This is a genomic window from Aurantiacibacter sp. MUD61, from assembly GCF_027912455.1.
In the GTDB taxonomy this organism is placed as follows: Bacteria; Pseudomonadota; Alphaproteobacteria; order Sphingomonadales; family Sphingomonadaceae; genus Alteraurantiacibacter.
Genome location: NZ_CP115446.1, coordinates 2811879 through 2837324, shown reverse-complemented (window position 1 = coordinate 2837324; position 25446 = coordinate 2811879). Strand labels below are relative to the sequence as shown.

Here is a 25446-nt window from a genome sequence, read left to right as displayed (position 1 = left end):
CAGTCTGAGCGTGGACATCTCCCAAGCTTGGACATTCCAGCCATGATCCTCGAATGGGACTTCGAAAATATGTGAGATTGCTCTCATTAGCGAGATTCCGAACAAGGCACCCACGAAGAAGCCCATCCCTTCGATAAATCTCAAAACCTTAGTCAAAGTGCAAACCCCGAGCCTTTGCGACAAACCTCGTCGCCCCGCCCCCCGAGCCGGGGCAAGGCTGCCTTCTGCGCTGCGCAAAAGGAAGCTGGACCCCGGATCAAGTCCGGGGTGACGGTAGTGCTTGGGCCGAATGTCAAATCTCCACTCCCAGCGCTTCGGCCACGGTGAAGATGTCCTTGTCCCCGCGCCCGCAGAGATTCATCAGGATCGCCTGATGCTTGTCCATCTGCGGGGCGCGTTTGGCGACGGCGGCGATGGCGTGGCTCGGCTCCAGCGCGGGGATTATGCCTTCGGTGCGGCAGAGAAGCTGGAAGGCTTCGAGCGCTTCCTCATCGGTCGAAGAGGTGTATTCGACGCGGCCGGTTTCTTTGAGCCATGCGTGTTCCGGCCCGATGCCCGGGTAATCGAGCCCTGCGCTGATCGAATGGCCTTCGGTAATCTGGCCGTCCTCGTCCTGCAGCAGATAGGTTTTGTTGCCGTGGAGCACGCCGGGGAAGCCTCCCGCGAGGCTCGCCGCGTGCTCGTCCCCATCAAGACCCTTGCCCGCCGCTTCGACGCCCAGCAGCTTCACTTCTGGGTCGTCGAGGAAGGGGTGGAAGAGGCCGATGGCGTTCGATCCGCCGCCGATACAGGCGACCGCGAGATCGGGCAGCTTGCCCGTGCGGTCGAGCATCTGCGCGCGCGCTTCCTTGCCGATCACGCTCTGGAAATCGCGCACCAGCTCCGGATAGGGATGCGGACCTGCGGCGGTGCCGATGATGTAAAAGGTGTCATGCACATTGGCGACCCAATCGCGCAGCGCCTCGTTCATCGCATCCTTCAGCGTACCGCGACCGGCAGTCACGGGCACGATTTCCGCGCCGAGCAACTTCATCCGGAAAACATTGGGCGATTGCCGCCGCACATCCTCTGCGCCCATGTAGACGACACAGGGCAGGCCGAAGCGTGCGCAAACGGTGGCGGTCGCCACGCCGTGCTGGCCCGCGCCGGTCTCCGCGATGATGCGCGTCTTGCCCATGCGCATGGCGAGCAGGATCTGGCCGATGCAATTGTTGATCTTGTGCGCGCCGGTGTGATTGAGTTCGTCGCGCTTGAACCAGATCTGCGCGCCGCCAAGTTCTTCCGTCAGGCGCGGGGCGAAATAGAGCGGGCTTGGGCGACCGACATAGTGCTCCAGCAGGTCGTCGAACTCGGCCTTGAAGCTCTCGTCCGCCTGCGCCTTGCGGTACTCTTTCTCCAGATCGAGAATCAGCGGCATCAGCGTTTCGGCAACATAGCGTCCGCCAAACTGGCCGAAATGTCCGCGATCATCGGGCTGGTTGCGGAAGGAGTTGGGTGCGTTCTCGGTCATGCCGATGCCTTAGCGGCAAGAGCGGCTTCGCAGAAAGCACGGATTTTGGCCGTATCCTTCACACCCGGCTCGCTTTCGAGGCCGGAGGACGCATCGACCAGCTCGGCACCGGTATAGCGGATCGCATCGCCGACATTGTCTGCATTCAGTCCGCCAGCAAGGCCCCATGGCAGCTTGTGCTGGTAATTCATGAGCAGCCGCCAATCGAGCAGCAGGCCGTTGCCACCCGGCAGCGCGCCCGGTGCTGCATCGTAAATTAGCCGGTGCGCAACATCCTGAAAACGCTCGGCCTGTTCGAGCGAGGTGCGGCTCTTCACGCCGACGGCTTTCCAGACTTCGAGATTGGACTTGCTCTTGATCAGGCCCAGCCATTCCGGCGGCTCCCCGCCATGCATCTGCAGCACATCGGGCTGAACTTCCTGCAGCGCTTCTGCCATCGGTTCGGGCTGCATGTTGACCGTCAGCAGCACGACTTTAACGTGCTTTGGCGTCCGCGCGCGCAGCTTCGCGGCATCGGCAATGGAGACATGGCGCGGGCTCGGTTCATAGTGGACAAGCCCGATATGGCTCGCCCCCGCATCCACAGCGGCATCGATAGTCTCGGGCGTGGAAAGCCCGCAAATCTTGATAAGCGTTTTCGGCATAGATGCGCGTGTTAGGAGATTCGACAGCGTTGCGAAAGTGCGGCAAGCCTGTTGCCGAGAAATTCATTGGGGGATTCGAAATGCGTCTGCTTTTTCCGGCACTTGCAGCTCTGCTTCTGGCAGCGTGCAATCCGGTGGCCAATATGAATGAGGGCGAAGATCGTATTGCCGATTTCCAGGCGGCCTATTCCGACGGGAATAGCGATGCGCTGTGGGCCATGGTGGGGCCGGAATTCCGCGAGGTCACATCGCGCGAGGAATTCGATGATTTGATCACCGTCGTCTCGGCGCGGCTTGGCCCAATCGAAAGCAGCGAGCGCGAGGGCTTCAACGTCAATACCAACACAGGCGGCACTTTCACCACGGTGCAGATGGCCACGCAGTTTGAGCAGGGTGACGGCGTGGAGGTCTATATGTTTCAGGGCAATGGCGATGACATGAGGCTGGTCGGCTGGAACGTGAATTCGCAGCGCCTCATGGTGACGCCGGAGGACATTGCCGGAATGGCTGAGCAAGGTGATCCCGAAGTGGTCGAGATCAATCCGGTGGAGCCCGTACGCGAAGAACGCCGGATCGCTCCGACGCCCTAGCTATCGCTTTTAGAGCGTGCCCTCGATTTCGCGCGCTGCGGCTAGCGGATCGTCCGCGCGGCTGATGGGGCGGCCAATCACAAGGCAGCTTGCACCATCATCGCGCGCCTGGCGGGGGGTGACGACCCGTTTCTGGTCTCCTGCGGCCTTACCGCCGGGGCGCAGGCCGGGGACGACGAAGAAGCCGTCTTTCCACTGGTCGTGGACCGATTTGATTTCCTGCCCGGAACACACAATGCCATCCAGACCTGCGTCATTTGCCAGATCGGCCAGCCGCATCACGTGATCGTGCGGCGTTCCGCCAACGCCAGTGCGCTCCAGATCGCGCTCGTCTAGGCTGGTAAGCATGGTGACAGCGACGACTTTGCAGTCCTCTCCGGCAGCAGCCTTGGCATCCTCCATCATGGCCCGCCCACCGCTCGCGTGGACGGTCACGATTGATGGTTCGAGCACGTGGATCGACTGCATGGCCCCTGCCACAGTGTTGGGAATGTCATGCAGCTTCAGGTCGAGAAAAACGGGCAGGCCGAGATGCGCGATCTCGTGCACGCCGTGATGGCCATGGGCGCAAAAGAATTCGAGCCCCAGCTTCACCCCGCCGATATGATCTTTCACCCTCTCGCAGAGCGCCTTGGCTGCATTGAGCTGCGGCAGATCGACCGCGAGATAGACTGGGTTGCTCATGGCTTGGTCGTGTCTGAGCTATCGTCAGCCGGGGAAAGATCGCTCACCGGTTCATCTGCTGCGGGTGTGGGCGTAGGCGCGGGAGCCGGTGCGGGGCTGGGCATCGGAGCTGGCGCTGGCGAGGGGGCAGGCGCTGGCTCTACCGCGTCCTCGTCCTGATGCGCTGCCACCGGCGTTGCCGCTGCGGTGCGCGCGGCGCTTTCAAGGCTGGCGATCTTGCGATTGAGGTTCCACTTGCTGCCGCGATAGTAGAGCCACATCGGCACGAAACCGATCAGGAAGGACACAATCACGATCGCGGGGATTTTGGTGTCGACCACGATGTCTTCCCAGATGCGTACGGTGACGGTTGGGTCCCAATTGGCGATGGAGAACAGCAGCAGGCCCACCAGCAGCAGCACCCAGATCACTGTGCGTACGATTTGCATGATCGTTTCCTCAAATCCCGAATTTGCCCGCGATGCTAGGCGAGCGTTGCTGCGAATGGAAGGGGGTGCTTATTCCCCAAAAACCCGCGCGAAAATCGTGTCGACATGCTTGAAGTGGTAATCGAGGTTGAACTTGTCCTCCAGCTCCTCCTCGCTCATCGCAGCGGAGACTTCATCGTCCGCCTTGAGGAGTTCGAGCAGTGACATCTGGCCGTCCGATTCCCACACCTTCATCGCATTGCGCTGGACGAGCCGATAGGCGTTGTCGCGGGTGATACCGGCCTGAGTCAGCGCAAGAAGCACGCGCTGCGAATGGACAAGGCCGCCCATCCGGTCGAGGTTCTTCTGCATGCGGTCGGGATAGACCAGCAGCTTGTCGACCACGCCGGTGAGACGCGCGAGCGCGAAATCGAGCGTGATGGTGGCATCGGGGCCGATGAAGCGTTCGACTGAAGAATGCGAGATGTCCCGCTCGTGCCACAGCGCCACATTTTCCATCGCGGGCAATGCGTAGCTGCGGATCATGCGCGCTTGGCCGGTGAGGTTTTCCGTCAGGATCGGGTTGCGCTTGTGCGGCATGGCCGATGATCCCTTCTGGCCGGGCGAGAAATACTCCTCGGCTTCCAGAACTTCGGTGCGCTGCAAGTGGCGAATCTCGACCGCAAGGCGTTCGATGCTCGATGCGATTACGGCGAGCGTGGCGAAATAGGCGGCATGGCGATCGCGCGGGATGACCTGAGTGCTGACCGGCTCCACTGTCAGCCCAAGCTGCTCTGCGACATATTCTTCCACGGAGGGATCGATATTGGCGAAAGTGCCGACCGCTCCGCTGATCGCGCAAGTGGCAATTTCGGCGCGTGCGGCGACAAGGCGATCCCGGCAGCGGTCGAATTCGGCATAGGCCTGCGCGAGCTTGAGGCCGAAGGTCGTCGGTTCCGCATGAATGCCGTGGCTGCGGCCGATGGTGGCGGTGTATTTATGCTCTTCCGCACGGCGTTTGATAGCGGCGAGCAGCGCGTCCATATCTTCAAGCAACAGGTCCGTCGCGCGGGCAAGCTGAACTGCGAGCGTTGTGTCGAGCACGTCCGAACTGGTCATGCCCTGGTGCATGAAGCGCGCTTCGGGCCCGACCTGCTCGGCCACCCAGTCGAGGAAAGCGATCACATCATGCTTGAGCACGGCTTCTTTCGCATCAATCGCGGCGACATCAATGCCCGGATCGGTCTTCCACCAATCCCACAGTGCTTTCGCCCCGCTTTCGGGCACCACGCCGAGATCGGCGAGTTTCTGCGTCGCATGCGCTTCGATCAGGAACCAGATCTCGTATTTCGATTCCGGCTCCCAGATCGCGGTCATTTGCGGGCGGGCATAGCGGGGGACCATCGGTAACTCCGAATTCGTGTGAGTGGTGTTGCGGCGCGGCTATTCGCTCGGGCAGCGAATGGCAAGCGGGCGCTCCGCAATTGTGCATTTGCGTTTGTGGACATGAGCCTGTCATATAGCTGCTCCAGACAAACAAGCATCTGGCAACAGGGGAATATTACATGCGTTTACCAACGGCGGCGGTTTCGCTGACGGCCATACTTTTGAGCAGCACTGCCCAAGCGGGCGAAGAACCGCTTTATTCTGCGACACCCGAGTGGGTCGAAGAAGCGGACTTTGCAGGCCTTGTCGCTGACGAGAGCGTGCCGGCAGAATTGCTGCGCGATTGGCAGTATCGCATCGAAGATGGCGTTGTCTTTGCCTATCACGATTTCGCCATCCGCGTGGACAACCCGCAGGCGCTGATGTCGCAGAATACGCAAACACTCACCTGGCTGCCGGACAAGGGCGACCTGACAGTCCACCGCTTTGAAATCCACCGTGAAGGCGAGGTGATCGATCTTGTCGAGCAAGGCGTGACTTTCGATGTCCTGCGCCGCGAACGCGGGCTTGAGCGCCGGCTTTTGGATGGCCAGTTGACCGCTAGCGTTTCCGTACCGGGATTGCGCGAGGGAGACGTGCTGCGCATTTCTCACACCGTTTCGACAGACGATCAGGCGTTGGGCGACGAAGTGCAGGCCACGCAATTCCTGCGCAGCGAGCCGTGGCAAGTGGGCTTTGCGCGTACAGTGATCAGCTGGCCGAGCGACGAGACCATGTTTTGGCGAGCCGAAGACAGGGTGGAGCTTACCCAGCCGGTGGAGCGCGAGGGCTACAGTTACCTGACGGTCGATCTTCCTCTCGAAGAGGCCGATCCCATGCCTTACGATGCGCCGTATCGCTTTCGCCGCCCGCCGGTGCTGCGGGTTGGCAGCTTTGAAAACTGGGCGGAACTGAGCGAAGTCATGTATCCGCATTTCGAAAGCGCGGCTGCCGTACCGGAAGGCTCGCCGATCAGGGAGCGCGCTCAGGCGATCATGGCGCGGACCAGCGACCCGCGTGCCCGTGCCGCGCTCGCTACCCAGCTGGTGCAGGATGATATCAGCTACCTGCTAAATGGCCTCGATGGCGGGAATTACCTGCCGCAAAGCGCCGAAGAGACCTGGGAAATTCGTTATGGCGATTGCAAGGCGAAATCCGTCTTGCTCCTGTCGCTGCTGCGCGAAATGGGCATTGAGGCCGAAGTCGTGCTGGTCAGTACCGAGCAGGGCGATGCCGTGCCCGAACTGCTGCCGCTGCCTGCCGCGTTCAACCATATGATCGTGCATGCGGTGATAGATGGCGTCGATTACTGGCTGGACGGGACGAGCTCTTCCACGCGCCTCGCCAATCTTGCGGATGTGCCGCCGTTCCATCACGCGCTTCCGCTGCGCGAAGGCGGGGCGCAGTTGGTGCCGATGGTGCAACGCGATCTCGCCGTTCCGCAGATGCACATGACGATGCAATTCGATCACTCGCGCGGCGTGGATTTTCCGGCTCTCTTTACGATGGAAATGACCATGTCCGGCCCTGCGAGCGCTGGAATGGAAAGCGTGGTCGATGCCAATGATCCCGAGGTCCTGCGCGGCATGGCGAGCTCATTCGGTGGATCGGAGGGCCTGCAGGTCAGCGATCTTTCGGTGGCGTATGACAGTGAAAACGCGGTTGGTACGGTGCTGATCGAGGGCATCGCTTCAACGAGTTTCGAATGGACCGATGGCAGGTTGCGCTTCTCCGACGGGCTGATGGAGGAAGATATCAGCTTCAATCCGGATCGCGCGCGAGCCGAATGGCGCGATATTCCGGTCGCGACCGAAGGGCCGGGTCGCGTCCAGATTGAATATAGCATTGCGCTTCCAGAAGGAGGCGAAGGGTTCGAGCTGGAAAACGGCGGGGCTCGCGAAGTGAACAATGCCAATGTGCGGTCAGTCGACTATGTCGGAATCGAAAACGGACGATTGATTGGCACAAGTGACCTTTTCATGACGCTTGGCGAGATTGCTCCGGCCGATCTGCCTGAAGCCCGCCGCGCGGCGCGCCGTCTCGCAGCCGATCTGCCTGAAGTCACGCCTCCACAAGACGTAACGTGGCGCTGGCAATTGTCGCGTGAAGAGCGGGAGACGCTCGCGGCCCCGATTCTCGAAGCATACGATGCTGCTATCGCTTTCGCCGATGAGGATGATCAGGGACCACGATACGCGCGTGCTGCATTCCTGAGGACCATCTATGATTACGAAGCGGCTCTCGCGGACTACGATGTCTTCGTTGAAGAAGAACCCTCTGCCTGGGTATATGCGCAGCGCGCTTTGCTGCATCGCCGCCTTGGCAATATCGAGGCCGCCATCGCCGATCTGCGCGAAGCTTATGATCTCAATCCCAGCGCTGCCAATGCCCGAGCACTGGCCGGCCTGTTGACCTATAGCGGCAACCCGCAAGAAGCTTTGGAATTGCTCGAATACACGCCTGTTTCCGATGATGACCGCGTCTATCATGTCGACGATCTGGGCACTGCGATGGCTATCTCCGGCAATGTGGATGCAGGCTTTGCTCTGATCGAGGAAATGGTTGCCGATTTCCCGCAGAATTCGACTGCGCTCAACGGCGATTGCTGGTTCCGCGGCCTCTTTGCCACGCAATTGGACACGGCGCTGGAGCGCTGCACGCAGGCGGTGGAGCGGGCGGCAAACCCATCCAACGCCATCGACAGCCGAGCATTGGTCCGCTTCCGCCTCGGGCAATTTGAAGAAGCGCTGGCCGATCTCGATCAGGCATTGGCGATGAGCCCGTCGCAGGCAGCCTCGCACTATCTTCGCGGCATCGTTCGCCTGCACGCCGGCGATGCAGGTGGCCGCGAAGATATGGAAATCGGACTGCTTATGGCGCCTGAGGTGGAGGCAACCTACAGCTTCCACGGGATCACCCCGCCGGAGTGAACCGTTCTTAAATGACACCCTTGGCGCGAAGGCTTGCGTGGCCTTCGCGCCCGACGATCACGTGGTCGTGCACGGTGATGCCGACGTGCCGTCCGGCTTCCGCAATCGCGCGGGTGATCTGGATGTCGGCGCGGCTCGGCTCCGGATTGCCGCTGGGGTGATTGTGGACGAGAATAAGCGCTGAGGCGCCGCAATCGAGCCCGCGGCGGATCACTTCGCGCGGGTGGATTGCGGCTTCGTCCACCGTGCCGTCGCCCACGTGGTGATCAAGCAGCAGGCGATTCTTCGCATTGAGATAGAGCACGCGTACGCGCTCGACGGTCAAATGCCCCATATCGATAGCGAGGTAATCGAGCAGCGCCTGCCAGCTGCCGAGCACCGGCTTGTCCGTCACTTCGCTGCGCGCCATGCGGCGGGCGACCAGTGCGGCGATCTTGATCTGGCCGACGCTCGCATCGGAAATGCCTTTCACCTGCTTCAGCGCGCCGGGATCGGCATTGAGGACCGCTGCAAGCGAGCCGAACCGATCGAGCAGCGCCTTCGCCATTGGTTTCGTGTCGCCCCGCGCCAACGCGCCGAACAGGAGGTATTCGAGAACTTCGTAATCCGCCAGCGCCTCCGATCCGCCTGTCAGCAGCCGTTCGCGCAGCCGTGCACGATGCCCGGCAGCGCCCATTTTTGCCTGATTTTCGGAACCTTGCGCCACGTAATTCGCATCTCCCCCTTGCGCAGTGCATTGCCTTTACCCGCGCGCTCGCGCAAGACTTGTCACGCGATGGCGCAGGAAACCGCAGTGGAGGACGGGTCTCGGACCACTGGCCGAAAGCGCCATGTGCTGAGCATTGCCATCCGCATTTTCGCTATTTCCATCGTGGTGATGATCGCCATCGCATGGTTTCAGCGCGAGACGATCGCGGACAATTTCATCGCAGATGCGCTGGCCGAAAACGACACGCCAGCCACCTATCAAATCGAGCGCATTTCGCCGCAACAGCAAGTCCTCACCGATATTGTGATCGGCGATCCGGACCGTCCCGATCTGACGATTGAGCGGCTGGTGCTCGACATCACTCCGCGGTGGGGGTTCCCTGAAGTTACGCGTGTGACAGTAGTGAGGCCGCGCGCATACGGCTCCTACCGGGAGGGCGAGCTGAGTTTCGGCGCGCTCGATCCCTACGTTTTTTCCGAAGAAGAGGATGGCGGCGCGGTTTTTCCAGATCTGGAGCTCTTCATCGAAGACGGCCGCGCGCTGCTCGACAGCGATTTCGGCAGGATCGGGCTCAGCCTGGACGGCGGCGGCCATTTGCGTGGCGGCTTCAATGCGGAACTGGCGGCTGTGGGCGAGGAGATCGCGCTGGGCGGGTGCTCCGTCGATGCACCGACGCTTTACGGCACAGCCTCTGTAGATGCCGAGCGCCCGCATTTTGTCGGACCGCTGCGCTTCGATGCTCTCGAATGCCGGGAGAACGATCTCGCATTGCAGGATGGGGCGGTGCAGCTGGATGTCTTTGCGCATCGCAATTTCGTCGATTTCGAAGGCGATTTCGATGCGCGCTTTGCAGGTGTCGATTATACCGATGTGGCGGCAGGAGCGATTGGCGGGGAAGGGCGCTTTTCGTGGCGCGATGGCAGGCTTAATGCGCTCTACGATGTGTCGCTCGCCGATGTCGCCAGCGGCGCGGGCGGGGCGCGACAGCTGACCGTCGAAGGCCGTGTGCGAGCGGTTGATCAGTTCGCCCGCGTCGATGTCGAAGGCGACGTTTCGGGAGAAGGGCTTGTCCTCGGCCGCGATCTTGATGGCGCACTCGCCAATGCTCGTGCAGCGAGCGAAGGCACATTGGCCGCGCCCCTGATCGCGCAAATCCGCTCGGCGTTGCTTCGAGAGCTTCCGGGCAGCGAATTGGTTGCCGCTTTCGAAGTCCGCAAACTGGGTCAGCGCACCAGCGTGATCGTGCCGGAAGCGAGGCTGCGCGGTGGGAGCGGCGCGACTTTGCTCGCTCTGTCGCGCGTGCAACTGGGGATGGGTGATAGCGCGATCCCGTCTTTCTCCGGCAATTTGCAGACAAGCGGACTGGGCTTGCCATTGATATCGGGGCGGATGGAGCAGGGGCAGGGCGGCGCGCTGGAGCTGCGGCTGGCGATGCGCGAATATGCGGCGGGCGATTCGCGCGTAGCGATACCGCGCCTTGCTGTGCTGCAGGATCGCGCTGGGCGCATCGCGTTTCAGGGCGAAGTGGTGGCCAGTGGGGCGCTTCCTGGCGGGACTGCGCGAGGGCTGCGTCTGCCCGTGGATGGCACGGTCGATCAGTCAGGCGCAATTGCGCTGTGGAATGGGTGCCGCGACATTGCCTTTGATGGGCTTGCCATTTCAAACCTTACGCTGAGCAACCAGTCGCTCACGCTCTGCCCGCCGCGTGGCAGGTCTATCCTGCGCTACGGCGATGAGGAATTGCGGGTTGCTGCTGGCGTCTCCTCGCTCGATCTGCGCGGGGAATTGGCCGAAACTCCTATTCGCCTGCGCAGCGGAGCCGTAGGCATGGCATACCCGGGCGCGCTTGCGGCGAGCGACCTCGACATCCTGCTTGGCCCGCCGGATAATGGTCAGCGCTTCACGATCAGCGATCTGCGCGCCGATCTATCAGGCGACAGTATCGGCGGGGAGTTTGCCGGGGCGGATGTTTTCCTTGCCCCGGTCCCGCTCGATATCCTCGGCGCGAACGGCTCTTGGTCCTATACCGATGACGGCCTGCAACTCACCGATGCCCGCTTTATGGTCGAGGATCGCGAGGAGACGGACCGGTTCGAGCCGCTGCTTGCCGATGGCGCCGAGCTGACGCTGTTCGACAACCGCATCACCGCCACGAGCAATCTCCGCCATCCCGAAAGCATGGTCATGGTGTCGCGCGTGCGTCTTGCGCATGACCTTACCGATTCGTCGGGCAGCGCTGATCTCTCGCTCGCCGGGCTGACCTTCTCCGAGAACTTCCAGCCGACCGATCTTTCGCAATTGGCATTGGGCGTCGTCGCCAATGTTCGCGGGACGATCTTTCCATCTGCCCGGATCAATTGGAACGAGAGCGGCGTCACCAGCACCGGCGAATTTTCCTCGCGCGATCTCGATTTCGCAGCGCCATTCGGTCCGGTGGAAGGTGCAAGCGGGCGAGTGGTCTTCACCGATCTGCTGGGCATGACGACCGCGCCCGACCAGCGCATCCAGCTCGCCTCCATCAATCCGGGGATCGAGATTTACGACGGTGAAATGGGCTTCCAGCTTATCGATGGCGAGCGCCTGCTGATCACGGGTGGGCAATGGCCTTTCATGGGCGGGACGCTGTCCATGCGGCCCACCGAGATGAACATCGGTGTTGAGGAATTCCGGACCTACACGATGGATATAGAGGGCCTGCAGGCCGCGCGCTTTATCGAGCGGATGGAACTGAGTAATCTCGCCGCCACCGGCACATTCGACGGCACGATCCCTATCGTCTTCGACCCCGACGGCAACGGCCAACTGGTGAGCGGAGAACTCGTTGCCCGCCCGCCCGGCGGCAACCTCTCCTACATTGGCGAGCTTACCTATGAGGACATGGGCTTCTTCGCCAATTACGCCTTCCAGACGCTGCGCGATCTGCAATATGACAGTATGGAAATCGACATGAACGGCCCGCTCACCGGCGAATTGGTGACGCAGGTGCGGTTTGAGGGAATCCGACAGGGCCCCACTGCCGAACGCAACTTCGTCAGCCGCGCCATCGCCGATCTGCCGATCGAGCTGCGCATCAATATCCGCGCGCCGTTCTATCAACTGATGACATCGGTCCGCTCGCTTTACGATCCTGCGGCCGTTCGCGATCCGCGCGACTTGGGCCTGATCGAGGGCGATGGCGCGCCGTCGCCGGAAGAGCCCGACGGGCGGATCATCATTGACGAGCTCCTGAACGAACCCAAACCCGATATTCAGCCCCCCGAAAGCGAGGCCATGCGATGAATCACATGAAATTGACGAGCTGCGTCTGTGCTGCGCATAGTGCCCCGATGAACGGGGCAAAGCGTATCATGGCAGCGGTGGCGATGGTGGGGCTGGTCCCGCTCGCGGGGTGCATCAATCTGGAAGCGCCTGACGAGCCGATTGTGATCGAACTCAACATCAACATCACGCAGGAAGTCATCTACCGCCTCGCAGATGATGCCGAGGATGCGATTGAGGAAAATGCCGATATCTTCTGATCGGCGCTTTGGAGTTGGACTTATGACCATGCGCAAGAGTGTTCTGGCCGCCACCGCCGCGATTGTCGGCCTGGGTGTGCTTGCCGCGCCTGCCTTGGCGCAACGCGATCCCGCCTACGCCGCAGCGCGCGCCGATGGTCGCGTGGGCGAGAAGATGGACGGATATCTCGGTATAGTCGGTACCGCGACGCCCGAACTGCAAGCGATGGTGGACGATATCAATATCCGCCGCCGCGCCGTTTACGCTGAGCGCGCGCAGGCCGAGAATGCAACGCTGCAGCAATATGCCTTCACCGCCGGTTGCCTCGCGATCGCCCGCACATCGCCGGGTGAGATGTATCAGGCCCCCGACGGTACGTGGCAGCGCCGCGGGCAGGGCGCTCCGCAACGCGATCCGCGCTGTCCGTGAGGCGCCTTGCGGGGTTGAAGAGATAGGCCGAGACGCGTAGCCGGGCGGGGAAATCTCATTCCACGCTAAGGTATTAATTATGCGCAAGTCGCTTTTCACCATCCCCGCACTGGGCCTCGTTGCACTCGGTCTTTCCGCCTGTAACCAGAATGCTGAAGCCGAGTTGACCGAAGAACAGATCGCCGTGTGTGACGGTCTTCAGGAAAACCTGGTCGATCTGCAAAAGCGCGCTTCGGGCGAGCTGGGTGAAGCAGTGATGCTCAACCAGATGCGCGCGCAGGGCGCTCTCGAGAACCCCAATATCGATCCCACGGCGCTCGCCCAGTTTTCGCTCGTCCATTACGAAGCGCGCCTCGGTAACATGCTGACGCTGCTTGAAGCCAACGGCTGCGATATGCCGACCGAACCTGTTGACGGGCGGATTTATTCGCGAGCTGCGGGGGCCTGTCTGCAGGCGCGCGCAAACGGGCAGGGCGATGTTGCCAGCCTGTGCGAGCGGGACAATTGGGAGCCCAATGAGGAAGAGCCTGAGGCACCGGAAGTGCCTGCCGCAGACACCGACGCCGAAAGCGAGTGATCGCACGCCCGACAGCCGCGAAATTTATTCCCGGCGAACCTCTTTTCCACCTTTGGACGTGTTGACTCGCCAACACCCCCCTTCTAAGGGGGCGGCGCCCTTGGCGGGCACCTCTATGCCCGTGCCACAACCCTGACATGCAGGAGCAGGCATGAGTGATGAGAAACCCGCACGGGAACCCATCGGTGAGGATGCGCGGATCGACGCGCTCGAAGAGCGGCTGAAAGCTGCACGCGAGCGAGAAGATCAGCGCAACCAGCCTAAGGTCAAAGGAGCCTCTGCCAGCGAGAAAGCGGGCAACAGGGCGCTGGCAGACCTGGTCGGTGGTGTTTTCGGGGGATTGGTTGTCGGCTGGACCATTGGCTGGTTCTTCGATCTCAATCCCTGGGCTCTGTTGGTTGGCCTGTTCCTCGGAATTGTGGTCGCTTTCAGGAATATAATTCGGAATTCAGGCAGCGGCCCGACCTCGGGCGGCGGCAGCTAAGAAGCGCAAGGGACTTTACGGACGTGGCAGCTACAGAAGCCAAAGTCGACCCGATGAAGCAGTTCCTGGTAGAGCCTCTGCTCGGCCAGGACTGGAACATTGCGGGCTACAATATTGCCTTCACCAATTCCGCGCTGTGGATGACGATTACGGCTGTGCTGCTGTTCGTCTTCATGCTCGGCGGAATGAAGCGTGAGCTGGTGCCTGGTCGCTGGCAGATGACGGTAGAGAGCTTTACCGGCTTCATCGACGATATGCTGGATGCCAATGTCGGCAAGGAAGGGCGCAAATATGTGCCCTACATCTTCAGCCTGTTCATGTTCATCCTGTTTGCCAACCTGCTCGGACTTGTTCCGTTCGGCATCGTCGGCGTTCACCCGTTCACTTTCACCAGCCACTTCACCGTGACCGGCATTTTCGCGATCATGAGCTTTGCGATCGTGCTGATCGTCGGTTTCTGGAAGCACGGCCTGCACTTCTTCAGCCTGTTCGTTCCGTCCGGCACGCCGCTGCCGATGGTGTTCGTGATCGCGCCGATCGAGTTCGTCTCCTTCCTCTTCCGCCCGTTCAGCCTGGCCCTGCGACTGTTCGTCGCCATGATGGCCGGCCATATCCTGCTGAAAGTGCTGTCCGGCTTCGTGATCGATGGCTGGAGCGCTGGCGCAGGTTACGGCGTGCTGGTGGGCGTGCCCAGCTTCGTGCTGATGATCGGCATTTCCGCTCTGGAAATCCTCGTCGCCGGCATTCAGGCCTACGTTTTTGCACTGCTTTCGTCGCTTTACATCAATGACGCAGAGCACCTGCATTAAGTTTTCAAACCCTTCAATTCGCTTACAAGTTTACCTCTGAAAGGAATATCTCATGGATCTCGAAGCTGCCAAGATGGTTGGTGCCGGCCTCGCTGCAATCGGTGCGGGCATGGCTGCCCTCGGCGTTGGTAACGTGTTTGGCTCGTTCCTCGAAAGCGCACTGCGCAACCCGGGTGCCGCAGACGGCCAGCAGGGTCGCCTGTTCATCGGCTTCGCCGCAGCCGAACTTCTCGGCCTGCTGGCCTTCGTCGTGGCGATGATCATCCTCTTCGTCTAATCGACTGATACTGGCCGGGCGGTTCGCGCCCGGCCGGTTTTCTGACCTGACTTGTTGCCAATAGGCGGAATCCGTCCATGCCTCAGATAGATCAAATGTTCGAAATCTGGTCGAGCCAGCTGTTCTGGCTGCTGATCACTTTCGGCTTCGTGTTTTTCGTCATTGGACGGGGCATGGTCCCCAAGGTGATGGATACTGTCGGCATGCGTGACAAGCAGATCGCAGATGATCTTGCCGCTGCGCAGGCGGCTCGCGATGCGGCGGACGAGGTTGAGGAAGCCTGGCGCCAGCGTGAAAACGCCAATCGCGAAGCGGCGCAGGACCTTGTCAACAAGGCCAAGGCTAAGGCGCAGAAGTCTACCGAGACGAAGCTCGCCAAGGTGCAGGCATTGATCGACACCCAGCTGGAAGAAGCCGAAGCCCGCATAGAAGCGAGCCGCGCCGAAGCCGCTGCCGAAATCGAAGCCGTCGCCACTGAAGCGGCGCAGGATATCGCCCAGCGCCTCGCCGGTGTGAAAGCGACCAAAACGGCTGCCAAGTCTGCCGTGAAGGATGTTATGAACCGTGGCTAATCCGCAGACCTCCGACATGCCCGAAGTCCTGTCCACCGATGCTCCGGATGCGGTGACGGAAGTCGATCCCGGCCAGGCTGTAAAGTTGGACGAGCCGGAGCTGCTGGGCCTTGAGCCTTACCAGTGGGTTTCGATCGCCATGGCCGTGCTGCTGCTCTTCGCTTTCGTAGTCGCGAAGGTGCACAAGACGATTGCGGGCGGCCTCGACAACAAGATCAAGGCGATCCGCGACAATCTGGACGAAGCCAAGCAGCTCCGTGCTGAAGCTGAAGCGCTTCGTCAGGAATATGCCGACAAGATTGCCGGGGCCGAGAAGGACGCCGAGGCGATGCTGGAGAACGCCCAGAAAGAGGCGGACAGCATTGTGAAAAAGGCGAAGGAAGACACCTCGGCAATGGTCGCGCGTCGTGAACGCATGGCCCAGGACAAGATCGCCGCTGCAGAGCGCCAGGCTGTCGATGAGCTGAAGGCTCGCGCCGCAAACGCATCGACCGCTGCTGCTGCCAAGCTGATCGCCGCCAACCACGATGCCGCCGCCGACAGGGCGCTGGCGGACGAGGTGATTTCCAACCTCTGATCCGGTTTTCCGGTCATTTGAAAAGCGCGCCAAGCCTGCGGGTTCGGCGCGCTTTTTCGTTATGGCTGCCTGAAGATCGAGAGATCGAGCTCCTCAGACGGGCCGAACCAGATCACGTGCTGTGTGTGATCGGCCCAATCGTCTCCGCTAAGGCCATGTGCGAAAATGGTCAGATCGCCGCGCTCTTGCGCAGCCCATGGGGCGAAGCGGCCGAATTCCTCGACCCCCAGTGAAAGCTGGCACGATCCGCGCGGATGCGGGCCTATCGGATCGATGTGGAAGTGGCCGACTGCAAATTTGAACTGTGCCTTCGCCTGCGCTGCGAAATCGCGCGCGAGGTCCACTTCATCCGCGTCGTAATAGATGTGCGCGTGAAAGCCTTTGAGCGCCATCAGAATGCGTCCTTCGCTGCCCTGAGCGCGGCGAAGGTCTCGTGCGGTTCCTCGCCGCCCCAGCGCGCCATCATTTCGGGATCGTCGGCGCGCAGGAAGGGGTTCGTCTCCAGCTCACGTTCGAGCTTCGTGGGCACGGTGGCTTCGCCTGCCTCGCGCTTGCTATCTATCTGCTTGGCGTAGGACATAAGCGCATCATTGCCGGGATCTGCGTGGAGCGCGAATTGCGCGTTGGCCTGGGTGTATTCATGCGCGCAGTAGAGCGTCGTCTCCGGCGGAAGGGCTTTGATCCGCTCGAGGCTCGCCCAGAACTGTTCTGGCGTGCCTTCAAACATCCGCCCGCAGCCGAGCGCGAAAACGCTGTCGCCGACAAAGGCGATATCGCTGCCGGGCAGGTGATAGGCAATATGGCCGAGCGTGTGTCCGCCGACATCGATCACTGCAGCCTCGTGGTCGCCCAGTTTGACGGTGTCGCCATGCGTGATCGTCCGGTCGATCCCGGCGATCTTCGCCGCATCGCCTTCGGGTGCAGTGATCGTGCAGCCGGTTGCCGCCTTGATCGCCTCATTCCCGCCAGCATGATCGGGATGCCAGTGCGTGTTCCAGATCTGCGTGATCTGCCAACCCTTGGCCTCCGCCTGCCTCAGATACTCATCAGCATCAGGCGTATCGATGCACGCGGTCTCTCCGCTCACCGGATCGTGAAGCAGGAAGCCGTAATTGTCGGACAGGCAGGGGAACTGGTGGATCAATAGGGTCATGCCCATTCATGTAGGCATTGCCGCAGATGTAGGAAAGGCCCGCCTGCGGTTCGCGCAGACGGGCCTTTCCTGATCCCGAAACGGGAGAAGAGCTGGGCTCTTACTTCTTCTCGTCGCCCTTCAGGGCTGCGCCGAGAATGTCGCCCAGCGAAGCGCCGCTGTCGGCCGAACCGAACTGTGCAACTGCTTCCTTCTCTTCGGCGATCTGGTGTGCCTTGATGGAGAAGTTGGGCTTCTTCGAGCGATCGAAACCGGTGACCATGGCATCGACCTTCTGGCCGGTCTGGAAACGGTCCGGACGCTGCTCGTCACGGTCACGGCCGAGATCGGAGCGCTTGATGAAGCCGGTCGCGCCATCGTCGCCAACCTGGACTTCGAGGCCGCCATCGCGAACTTCGAGAACAGTGACGGTGACGACCTGGCCACGGCGCAGGCTGTCTCCGGCACCGCCTTCTGCAGGCGCACCCTTTTCCAGCTGCTTCATGCCGAGGCTGATGCGTTCCTTGTCGATGTCGACATCGAGAACGACGGCCTGCACTTCTTCACCCTTGCGGTGGAGGGCGAGGGCGTCCTCACCCGAGATGCCCCATGCAATGTCGGACATGTGGACCATGCCGTCGACGTCGCCCGGAAGGCCGATGAACAGACCGAATTCGGTCGCGTTCTTGACTTCGCCGGTGACGGTCGAGCCGACCGGATTGGCTTCGGCGAACTCTTCCCACGGGTTGCGCTGGGCCTGCTTGAGGCCGAGGCTGATGCGGCGCTTTTCGGCGTCCACTTCCAGCACCATGACTTCGACTTCCTGCGAGGTCGAGACGATCTTGCCCGGGTGGACGTTCTTCTTGGTCCAGCTCATTTCGGAAACGTGGACCAGGCCTTCGATGCCCGGCTCCAGCTCCACGAAGGCGCCGTATTCGGTGATGTTGGTGACCTGGCCGGTGACCTTTGCACCCACCGGATACTTGGCGCCAACGCCTTCCCACGGATCGCTTTCCAGCTGCTTCATGCCCAGCGAGATGCGCTGCGTATCGGCATTGATGCGGATGATCTGCACGGTCACGGTCTGGCCGATTTCGATCACTTCGCTGGGGTGGTTGACGCGCTTGTAGCTCATGTCGGTGACATGCAGCAGGCCGTCGATACCGCCGAGGTCGACGAAGGCACCGTAATCGGTGATGTTCTTCACGACGCCATCGGTGATCTGGCCTTCAGCCAGCTTGTCGATCAGTTCGCTGCGCTGTTCTGCGCGGGTCTCTTCGAGAACGGCACGACGCGAGACAACGATGTTGCCGCGGCGACGGTCCATCTTCAGGATCTGGAAGGGCTGCGGCATGTCCATCAGCGGGGTGACATCGCGCACGGGGCGGATGTCGACCTGGCTGCCGGGCAGGAAGGCCACGGCGCCGTCGAGATCGACGGTGAAGCCACCCTTCACGCGGCCGAAGATGCGGCCTTCAACGCGCTTGCCTTCGCCGAACTCGCTTTCCAGCTTGTCCCACGCGGCTTCGCGGCGGGCGCGATCGCGGCTGAGCATGGCTTCGCCATCGGCGTTCTCGACGCGGTCGACGAAGACTTCGACTTCGCTGCCGACTTCGAGGCCGTGGGCGTCATCGCCACGTTCGAATTCCTTGAGGTTGACGCGGCCTTCGCTCTTGAGGCCGACATCGATAAGCGCCATGCCATTTTCGATGGCAGTGACGGTGCCCTTGACGACGCGGCCTTCGAAGCCGCCCTCGGCGCCGCCGAGTTGTTCGTCGAGCATTGCCGCGAAATCGTCGCGGCTCGGATTGGCAGAAGTTGCCATAGGTTAGAGTTCCTGTTCACATTTGCTACCGGCCACGGGTTTTACCCGGGTCTTGGTCCGTCTGTTCGCAACCATTCGCGAACCGTACGGGGCAAGAGGCCGACGTCCGTGCGAGGCCGAATGCCGCCGCCCGGGTTCCTTCAACCAGATCGATTGCGAGAACGGACGCGCGCCTAGGCGAAACGGGGAGGAAAGGCAAGCGAAATGGGGTGGTTTGCGCGGGGCCAGAGGCGGGCTTTTCCAACAGGGGTGTGACAGGTGTGACAGTGTTCTGGAGAGGAAATTCAGACCGCGCACAATTCGGCTGTTTTCAGGGAGCCAAAAAGGAGTGATTTGCCTCATCGCACGAGCCCTTGCACCCACACCAAATCTGTAGGAAAGTCCGTTGCAAGGAGAGACCCATGACCCTGGCCGAAACGCTCGCCAATTACGGCGAATATCACCGCGACCATCGCAATGTGCTGACCCATGCCGTGGGCGTGCCGATGATCGTGCTGGCGCTCGACGTGCTGCTGGCGCGGCCGGGTTTTGCAATCCCGGGGCTGGGTGTGGATGCGACGCCGGCGCTGCTGCTTAATCTGTTCGCGGCGGTCTGGTATCTCCAGCTCGACACGAAATACGGTCTGCTGATGACGGTCCTTCTGGCCATCTTTTACACGGTAGGCGCGAAGATTGCCGCCATTTCAACACTCGCCTGGATCGGCGGGGGTATCGGCCTGTTCGCGGTGGGCTGGGCGTTCCAGTTCCTCGGCCATCACTGGGAGGGTCGCAAACCCGCTTTCGTCGACGATTTGCGCGGATTGCTGCACGGGCCGCTGTTCATGACCGTGGAAGCGCTTTGGGCCTTGGGCCTTGCCAAGGTTTTGAAGCGGGACGTTGAAGAACTGATGGCGCCGCAGCCTGCTGAGTGATTCAAGAGCCCAACGTCCGTTCGTCCTGAGCCTGTCGAAGGGCGATTTCTCCACGGCTGCAATTTCGCCCTTCGACAAGCTCAGGACGAACGGTAGGCCTTATTGCCCAGCCGACTCAACAGCCTCAATAGCAGCCGCAATCGCCTCATCCCTGCCTAGCGCAGTCGTGTCGATCACCAGCGCGCCTTCGGCCACGGTGAGCGGCGCGTCCTTGCGACCGCTGTCACGCGCATCGCGCGCTTCGAGATCGGCGATCATCGCAGGCAGAGACGCCTCGCGGCCACTCGCCACCATTTCATCGTAGCGGCGGCGCGCGCGCACTTCGGTGGTGGCGGTGACATAAAGCTTCACCTCGGCCTCCGGCGCGATCACCGTGCCGATATCGCGCCCGTCGAGCACTGCGCCGCCCGGCTGTGTCGCGAAAGCCCGCTGCCGCTCGAACAAGGCCGCGCGAACGCCCGGATGGATCGAAACCCGACTGGCGAGCGCGCCGGTCGCTTCATTGCGCAATTCCGGATCATCGAGCAGTGCATCGGGAAAGTCGGTCGCCGCGAGTGCATCCTCGGGCGAATCCGGATCACCGCCATTGAGCGCGACCTGTCGTCCGACGGCGCGGTACAGCAGCCCGGTGTCGAGATGCGGTAGGCCGAAATGCGCGGCGAGGGCCTTGGCGATCGTGCCTTTGCCGCTGGCTGTGGGTCCGTCGACGGCGATGATCATGGGTTTTCGTCCAGTTGGCGGGCATACGCGCGGGCGATGACCTGTTCGCGCCATTCGCGCTGCTTCTTCCAGTAGAACGCTATCGCAGGAGCCGCCATGGCAGCGAACCCGATGGCGAGCAGTGCATTGCGCGGTTCCGGCAGCTGACCGGCATCGAGCAGGAAATAGCCAAAGCTCACCGCGACAATCGCGACGAAAATTCCCATCGCTTGGCGTATCATATATTCTTTGCTCCCGCTCTGGACTTGATCCGCCACGCCTTCCAAAGCCCCCAAAGCGCGATCGCCGCCCAAAATCCTTCGAGCACCAGGCTCGGCCAATTGGTATGCACGATCAGGCTGATTGTCAGCAGCACCGCACCGGTCAAATTCGTGCCGTGCAGAACCCACGGGTTCGGCTTCTCCACCGCGGTCAGGTAGAAATACGCCCCGATGATGCAGGCGGTGCCGAAGAAACCGATGATCGAAAAGATGTCGAGCGGAGTGGTCACTACGCGCCGTAGCTCGCGAAGACATAACGCTCGCCAGTGTCGGTGAAGGCGATGACATCATAGGCGTCCACCCGGTCGCCCATTTCCATGCCGGGGGAGCCGATCGGCATTCCCGGCACTGCGAGCCCGCGCACACCGGCGGGGCGCTCTTCCAGCAGGCGGGCGATCTGTTCGGCGGGGACGTGACCTTCGATCACATAGCCATCGACGAGCATGGTGTGGCAGCTCCAGAGGTCCTGCGGCACGCCGTAGGATGTTTTCACCTCTTGCATCTGCGCGGTTTCGACTTCGCTGATCGTCACTTCGTTCTCGGTGCGCACGTGATCGGCCCAATGCTCGCAGCATCCGCAATTGGGATCGCGGAACATCTCGTAAGTCGCGGCCTGCACCGCGCTGGAACAGCCAGCGAGCGCAAGAAGGGCGGGGGCGATAAAGCTGCGGATCATTGGGGCGCTCCGATAGAGTTGCGTTCAGCCAGAGGTAGCGACTGCGAGCAGCGATTCAAAGGTGGGAAAGCTTGTCGCAATCGGTGCCGTGTCGTCCACTTTTACACCATTGTCGCTGGCGAGGCCTGCCACGGCCATGCTCATGGAGATGCGGTGGTCGAGATGAGTGGTGATGGCAACGCCGTCTGCCGTGCCGGGCAGGGGATCGCCGCCGGTGCCCTCAATCACGAGGCCATCGCCATATTCCTCCACCTTCGCCCCTGCCAGCTTGAGCGCGGCGGCCATCGCAGCGAGGCGGTCGCTTTCCTTGACTCGCAATTCCTCGAGCCCGCGCGTGGTGGTGGTGCCTTGTGCGAGCGATGCAGCGACGAAGAGGATCGGGAATTCATCGACCATGGCGGGAACGACTGCCGGATCGACCTCGATCCCGGTGAGCGCCGAGTGCCTGACGCGCAGGTCGGCCACCGGTTCGCCGCCAACTTCGCGCCGGTCCAGCTCCTCGATATGTCCGCCCATATCGCGCAGCACATCGAAAAGCGCGGCGCGGGTGGGGTTGAGGCCGACATTTTCGATCACGAGGTCGCTTCCCGGCACCAGCAGCGCGGCGGCGGTGAAGAAAGCGGCGGAGGAGGGATCGCCGGGTACGGTGATGGTTTGTGGCTGAAGGTCCGCTTCGCCGTGGATCTCGATAATGCGCTCCCCGTTCTCTTCGCCCACGTGCAGCTTCGCGCCGAACCCGCGCAGCATGCGTTCGGAATGGTCGCGGGTGGGGACCGGCTCGATCACACGGGTGATGCCGGCGGTATTGAGGCCAGCGAGCAGGACTGCGCTCTTCACCTGGGCTGAAGCGACGGGCAGGCGATAAGTGATCGGCACGGCGGGCGAGATACCGCGCAGCATCAGCGGAAGCGTGCCTCCAGGCGATGCCTCGAAACTCGCGCCCATCTGGCTGAGCGGTGTGATCACACGGCCCATCGGGCGCTTGGAAAGGCTCGCATCGCCAGTGAACACCGCGCGGATCGGATGGCTCGCGACAAGGCCCATCAGCAGCCGCGTGCTGGTGCCGCTATTGCCCATGTCGAGCGCCTGCTCCGGCTGCAGCAGCGAGCCAACGCCGACACCGTGAATGCTCCAAGTGCCGTCATCGCCGCGATGGATCGTCGCGCCCATTGCCCGCATGGCGGCAGCGGTGGAGAGGACATCCTCGCCTTCCAGCAAGCCGCTCACCCGCGTTTCACCGACCGCCAGCGCGCCCAACATAAGCGAGCGGTGGCTGATCGATTTGTCGCCCGGAACGGCTATCCGCCCGGTCAGTGCGCCGCTGCTTTTGAAGCGTTTCGGGGAGGGCGGGTTGGAATGGCTCACCGGTGATCCTATTTGGCTGACTGCACGCGCGGCTTTGACAGTGGCATGGGCCTATGGCAAGGCGCGCCCGCTCGCGATTCCTCGGCAAACGCGGATCGCATACGAATTTTCCCGGAAGTCACTCCGGATGGATTAAGGACATAGACAATGGTCAAGCCAGAATGGGGCACCAAGCGCACCTGCCCCAAATGCGGTGAACGCTTTTACGACCTGGGCAATGAAGACCCGGTAACCTGCATCGAATGCGGCAATGAATGGACGCCGGAGCCGGTGCTCAAGTCCAAGCAGCCGATCCCGTTCGATGAGCAGGACAAGAAGAAGAAGGACGACGAGAAAGAAGCGGATTCCGATCTCGCCGATGACGATCTGGAAGATATCGACGAGGACGATGATTCGCCCGACAACGATGTCGACCTCGGCGGCGATGATGATCTGGGCGTCGACACCGGTGATACCGGTAAGGAAGACGACGAGAATTAAGTTTGTTCTTGCGTCAGGAGCGGTCATTTCATAAAGGGCCACTCCGCGTCCTTCGGGGCGCATACAGAATTGGTTCGGGGCCTTAGCTCAGCTGGGAGAGCGCAACACTGGCAGTGTTGAGGTCAGCGGTTCGATCCCGCTAGGCTCCACCATTTCATCGCCTTGTGGCCGTGGGCTTGCTGCAAATGGTGGTTTCGTGCGCTTCCGGTGCTCACGGCCTTAATGGCCGCTCCGCTCCGGTTCTCCGATCCCACCATTTTCGCTGGCGCCCAATGCCACAAATCGACGAAATGGGTTTTTAGTTGCTATAGCCTTGTAATGAGGCGTGTGATTTGGCGGGCCCTCGCATTGAGGTGCTCACGCTGGCCGACGAGTTTTCGTCCGCCGGCGTTTTTGGCATTTGGCGTATTGCTTCCCATATCGGGTGGCGGGACGACAAATTGAGGAGTTACGACGCGCATGTTTGATACGCTGTCTGATCGTTTGACCAATGTTTTCGACCGCCTGCGCGGGCGCGGGGCATTGAGCGAACAGGACGTGCGCGATGCCATGCGCGAAGTGCGCGTCGCATTGCTGGAGGCAGACGTTGCTCTGCCCGTCGCCCGCCAGTTCATCGAGCGCGTCACCGAACGCGCCATCGGCCAGGAAGTCGTAAGGTCGGTCACGCCCGGCCAGCAGGTCATCAAGATCGTCAATGACGAGCTGATCGACATGCTCGGCGGCGAGGATTCGGACGGTGAAGCAACGCCGCTCAATCTCGCGGTTACGCCGCCTGCGGTTATCATGATGGTCGGTCTGCAGGGTTCGGGTAAAACCACCAGCACTGCCAAGATCGCCAAGCTGCTGAAGGAAAAAGAGGGCAAGAAGGCCATGATGGCCTCGCTCGACGTCAACCGTCCGGCAGCGCAGGAACAGCTCGCCGTTCTGGGTGAGCAGGCCGACGTGGCAACGCTGCCCATCGTTCCGGGGCAGCAGCCGGTCGATATCGCCAAGCGCGCCCTCAATGCGGCCAAGCTGCAGAATATCGACGTGCTGCTGCTCGACACCGCGGGCCGACTGCATGTTGACGAAGCGTTGATGGCCGAAATGAAAGCCGTCGCGGGCGCTGCCGATCCGGCCGAAGTGCTTTTGGTAGTCGACGCGCTGACGGGTCAGGACGCGGTCAATGTCGCGCAGAGCTTCACCGATGAAGTCCCGCTGACCGGCGTCGTCCTCACCCGCATGGATGGCGATGCCCGCGGCGGTGCTGCGCTGTCGATGCGCGCCGTCACCGGCAAGCCGATCAAGTTTGCGGGTACCGGCGAAAAGCTCGACGCGATCGAACGCTTCCACCCGGCGCGCGTGGCCGACCGTATCCTTGGTATGGGCGATGTCGTCTCTTTGGTCGAAAAGGCCGCCGAAACGATCAAGGCGGAAGACGCCGAAGAGCTCGCCAAGAAGATGATGGCAGGCAAGTTCGACATGAACGACCTGCGCAAACAGCTTCAGCAGATGCAGAATATGGGTGGGCTCGGCATGCTCGCAGGCATGATGCCGGGCATGAAGAAGGCCAAGGCCGCGATGGCCAATGCCGATATGGATGACAAGGTGCTGCTGCACATGGACGCCATCATCGGCTCCATGACCAAGAAAGAGCGCGCCCATCCGCAGCTGCTCAATGCCAAGCGCAAGAAGCGCGTTGCGGCAGGCAGCGGCACTTCGGTGCAGGAGGTGAACAAGATCCTCAAGATGCATCAGGAAATGGGCCGCGCGATGAAGCAGATCAAGAAAATGGGCGGGCTGAAAGGCCTTGCCGCAATGTTCGGTGGTGGCGGCATGCCCGGCATGGGCGGCGGCGGCGCGCCAGGTGGTATGCCCGGCCTTCCCGGAGGCGGTGCAGGCGGTCTTCCGCCCGATCTCCAGAATTTGTTGAACAAGAAGTAATTACATCAAATCAAAAGTTTAATTTCGAAAGG

At 61.6% G+C, this 25446-nt stretch carries 28 protein-coding genes and 1 tRNA gene; 15 read left to right on the top strand and 14 right to left on the bottom strand.

Going from position 1 to position 25446, the window contains the following annotated elements:
* Positions 1 to 292 precede the first annotated feature (292 nt).
* Complete coding sequence (trpB, locus tag O2N64_RS13750) at positions 293 to 1510, bottom strand: tryptophan synthase subunit beta (RefSeq protein ID WP_271078147.1); 1218 nt, start codon at positions 1508 to 1510, stop codon at positions 293 to 295.
* Positions 1507 to 2154 carry a phosphoribosylanthranilate isomerase gene (locus O2N64_RS13745; RefSeq protein ID WP_271078146.1) on the bottom strand — a complete coding sequence of 216 codons (648 nt, stop codon included), beginning with the start codon at positions 2152 to 2154 and terminating at the stop codon, positions 1507 to 1509. Before O2N64_RS13745 ends, trpB begins: the two co-directional genes overlap by 4 nt.
* Before the next feature lie 80 nt (positions 2155 to 2234).
* Here O2N64_RS13745 and O2N64_RS13740 point away from each other — a divergent pair, with 80 nt between their 5' ends.
* A complete protein-coding gene (locus O2N64_RS13740) occupies positions 2235 to 2744 on the top strand; it encodes a hypothetical protein (protein WP_271078145.1) in 510 nt (169 codons plus the stop codon).
* Positions 2745 to 2753: 9 nt separating this feature from the next.
* On the opposite strand, the gene pyrF is transcribed toward O2N64_RS13740, so the two are convergent.
* From pyrF to purB, 3 genes are all read right to left on the bottom strand, one after another.
* Complete coding sequence (gene pyrF, locus O2N64_RS13735) at positions 2754 to 3428, bottom strand: orotidine-5'-phosphate decarboxylase (RefSeq protein ID WP_271078144.1); 675 nt, start codon at positions 3426 to 3428, stop codon at positions 2754 to 2756.
* A complete protein-coding gene (locus O2N64_RS13730; RefSeq protein WP_271078143.1) occupies positions 3425 to 3856 on the bottom strand; it encodes a LapA family protein in 432 nt (143 codons plus the stop codon). The genes pyrF and O2N64_RS13730 overlap by 4 nt, the downstream gene beginning before the upstream one ends.
* 69 nt (positions 3857 to 3925) lie before the next feature.
* Entirely contained in the window at positions 3926 to 5239 is a 1314-nt protein-coding gene (gene purB, locus O2N64_RS13725) for an adenylosuccinate lyase (protein WP_271078142.1), read from the bottom strand.
* Positions 5240 to 5400: 161 nt separating this feature from the next.
* Here purB and O2N64_RS13720 point away from each other — a divergent pair, with 161 nt between their 5' ends.
* Positions 5401 to 8190: a DUF3857 domain-containing protein gene (locus O2N64_RS13720; RefSeq protein WP_271078141.1), complete on the top strand. Its 2790-nt coding sequence runs from the start codon at positions 5401 to 5403 to the stop codon at positions 8188 to 8190.
* Positions 8191 to 8197: 7 nt separating this feature from the next.
* On the opposite strand, the gene radC is transcribed toward O2N64_RS13720, so the two are convergent.
* The gene (gene radC / locus O2N64_RS13715) at positions 8198 to 8866 is read right to left on the bottom strand and encodes a RadC family protein (RefSeq protein ID WP_271079669.1); all 669 of its coding nucleotides are present in this window, start codon (positions 8864 to 8866) and stop codon (positions 8198 to 8200) included.
* A 99-nt stretch (positions 8867 to 8965) separates the two neighbouring features.
* On the opposite strand from radC, the gene O2N64_RS13710 reads away from it, so the two are divergent.
* The 9 genes from O2N64_RS13710 to O2N64_RS13670 all read left to right on the top strand — a co-directional run bounded on the left by O2N64_RS13710 (position 8966) and on the right by O2N64_RS13670 (position 16122).
* Positions 8966 to 12178: an intermembrane phospholipid transport protein YdbH family protein gene (locus tag O2N64_RS13710; RefSeq protein ID WP_271078140.1), complete on the top strand. Its 3213-nt coding sequence runs from the start codon at positions 8966 to 8968 to the stop codon at positions 12176 to 12178.
* A gap of 47 nt (positions 12179 to 12225) precedes the next feature.
* Positions 12226 to 12417, top strand: a complete 192-nt coding sequence (locus O2N64_RS13705; RefSeq protein WP_234035131.1) for a YnbE family lipoprotein — start codon at positions 12226 to 12228, stop codon at positions 12415 to 12417.
* 22 nt (positions 12418 to 12439) lie between these two features.
* Positions 12440 to 12826 (top strand): YdbL family protein, encoded by a 387-nt coding sequence (locus O2N64_RS13700; protein ID WP_271078139.1) that lies wholly within the window; start codon positions 12440 to 12442, stop codon positions 12824 to 12826.
* Between the two features lie 79 nt (positions 12827 to 12905).
* Positions 12906 to 13403: a hypothetical protein gene (locus O2N64_RS13695; RefSeq protein ID WP_271078138.1), complete on the top strand. Its 498-nt coding sequence runs from the start codon at positions 12906 to 12908 to the stop codon at positions 13401 to 13403.
* Positions 13404 to 13554: 151 nt separating this feature from the next.
* Entirely contained in the window at positions 13555 to 13887 is a 333-nt protein-coding gene (locus O2N64_RS13690) for an AtpZ/AtpI family protein (RefSeq protein ID WP_271078137.1), read from the top strand.
* A 23-nt stretch (positions 13888 to 13910) separates the two neighbouring features.
* On the top strand, positions 13911 to 14696 hold the full coding sequence (locus tag O2N64_RS13685) for a F0F1 ATP synthase subunit A (protein ID WP_271078136.1): 786 nt from the start codon (positions 13911 to 13913) through the stop codon (positions 14694 to 14696).
* A 52-nt stretch (positions 14697 to 14748) separates the two neighbouring features.
* The gene (locus O2N64_RS13680) at positions 14749 to 14973 is read left to right on the top strand and encodes a F0F1 ATP synthase subunit C (RefSeq protein ID WP_048885460.1); all 225 of its coding nucleotides are present in this window, start codon (positions 14749 to 14751) and stop codon (positions 14971 to 14973) included.
* Between the two features lie 77 nt (positions 14974 to 15050).
* Positions 15051 to 15545, top strand: coding sequence for a F0F1 ATP synthase subunit B family protein (locus O2N64_RS13675; RefSeq protein ID WP_271078135.1), 495 nt, complete (start codon positions 15051 to 15053; stop codon positions 15543 to 15545).
* Positions 15538 to 16122, top strand: a complete 585-nt coding sequence (locus O2N64_RS13670; protein ID WP_271078134.1) for a F0F1 ATP synthase subunit B family protein — start codon at positions 15538 to 15540, stop codon at positions 16120 to 16122. The genes O2N64_RS13675 and O2N64_RS13670 overlap by 8 nt, the downstream gene beginning before the upstream one ends.
* A gap of 59 nt (positions 16123 to 16181) precedes the next feature.
* On the opposite strand, the gene O2N64_RS13665 is transcribed toward O2N64_RS13670, so the two are convergent.
* The 3 genes from O2N64_RS13665 to rpsA all read right to left on the bottom strand — a co-directional run bounded on the left by O2N64_RS13665 (position 16182) and on the right by rpsA (position 19079).
* Complete coding sequence (locus tag O2N64_RS13665) at positions 16182 to 16514, bottom strand: DOPA 4,5-dioxygenase family protein (RefSeq protein WP_271078133.1); 333 nt, start codon at positions 16512 to 16514, stop codon at positions 16182 to 16184.
* Positions 16514 to 17275 carry a hydroxyacylglutathione hydrolase gene (gene gloB, locus O2N64_RS13660; RefSeq protein ID WP_271078132.1) on the bottom strand — a complete coding sequence of 254 codons (762 nt, stop codon included), beginning with the start codon at positions 17273 to 17275 and terminating at the stop codon, positions 16514 to 16516. Before gloB ends, O2N64_RS13665 begins: the two co-directional genes overlap by 1 nt.
* A gap of 100 nt (positions 17276 to 17375) precedes the next feature.
* Positions 17376 to 19079, bottom strand: coding sequence for a 30S ribosomal protein S1 (gene rpsA, locus O2N64_RS13655; protein WP_271078131.1), 1704 nt, complete (start codon positions 19077 to 19079; stop codon positions 17376 to 17378).
* A gap of 401 nt (positions 19080 to 19480) precedes the next feature.
* Between rpsA and O2N64_RS13650 the strand changes: the two genes are divergently transcribed.
* The gene (locus tag O2N64_RS13650; RefSeq protein WP_271078130.1) at positions 19481 to 19990 is read left to right on the top strand and encodes an Mpo1 family 2-hydroxy fatty acid dioxygenase; all 510 of its coding nucleotides are present in this window, start codon (positions 19481 to 19483) and stop codon (positions 19988 to 19990) included.
* 99 nt (positions 19991 to 20089) lie between these two features.
* Here O2N64_RS13650 and O2N64_RS13645 read toward each other — a convergent pair whose 3' ends face one another.
* Genes O2N64_RS13645 through aroA form a run of 5 tightly spaced genes read right to left on the bottom strand, consistent with a single transcriptional unit; the run spans position 20090 to position 23011 of the window.
* The gene (locus O2N64_RS13645) at positions 20090 to 20710 is read right to left on the bottom strand and encodes a (d)CMP kinase (protein ID WP_271078129.1); all 621 of its coding nucleotides are present in this window, start codon (positions 20708 to 20710) and stop codon (positions 20090 to 20092) included.
* Positions 20707 to 20931 carry a hypothetical protein gene (locus O2N64_RS13640; RefSeq protein WP_271078128.1) on the bottom strand — a complete coding sequence of 75 codons (225 nt, stop codon included), beginning with the start codon at positions 20929 to 20931 and terminating at the stop codon, positions 20707 to 20709. The genes O2N64_RS13645 and O2N64_RS13640 overlap by 4 nt, the downstream gene beginning before the upstream one ends.
* On the bottom strand, positions 20928 to 21200 hold the full coding sequence (locus O2N64_RS13635) for a CBU_0592 family membrane protein (protein WP_271078127.1): 273 nt from the start codon (positions 21198 to 21200) through the stop codon (positions 20928 to 20930). The genes O2N64_RS13640 and O2N64_RS13635 overlap by 4 nt, the downstream gene beginning before the upstream one ends.
* On the bottom strand, positions 21200 to 21646 hold the full coding sequence (locus tag O2N64_RS13630) for a DUF411 domain-containing protein (RefSeq protein WP_271078126.1): 447 nt from the start codon (positions 21644 to 21646) through the stop codon (positions 21200 to 21202). The genes O2N64_RS13635 and O2N64_RS13630 overlap by 1 nt, the downstream gene beginning before the upstream one ends.
* A gap of 24 nt (positions 21647 to 21670) precedes the next feature.
* Entirely contained in the window at positions 21671 to 23011 is a 1341-nt protein-coding gene (gene aroA, locus O2N64_RS13625) for a 3-phosphoshikimate 1-carboxyvinyltransferase (protein WP_271078125.1), read from the bottom strand.
* A gap of 147 nt (positions 23012 to 23158) precedes the next feature.
* Here aroA and O2N64_RS13620 point away from each other — a divergent pair, with 147 nt between their 5' ends.
* The 3 genes from O2N64_RS13620 (at position 23159) to ffh (ending at position 25414) form a co-directional block, all read left to right on the top strand.
* Entirely contained in the window at positions 23159 to 23491 is a 333-nt protein-coding gene (locus tag O2N64_RS13620; RefSeq protein WP_271078124.1) for a TIGR02300 family protein, read from the top strand.
* 76 nt (positions 23492 to 23567) lie between these two features.
* Positions 23568 to 23643: transfer RNA gene (locus O2N64_RS13615), tRNA-Ala, on the top strand.
* Positions 23644 to 23950: 307 nt separating this feature from the next.
* A complete protein-coding gene (gene ffh / locus O2N64_RS13610) occupies positions 23951 to 25414 on the top strand; it encodes a signal recognition particle protein (RefSeq protein ID WP_271078123.1) in 1464 nt (487 codons plus the stop codon).
* Positions 25415 to 25446 lie beyond the last annotated feature (32 nt).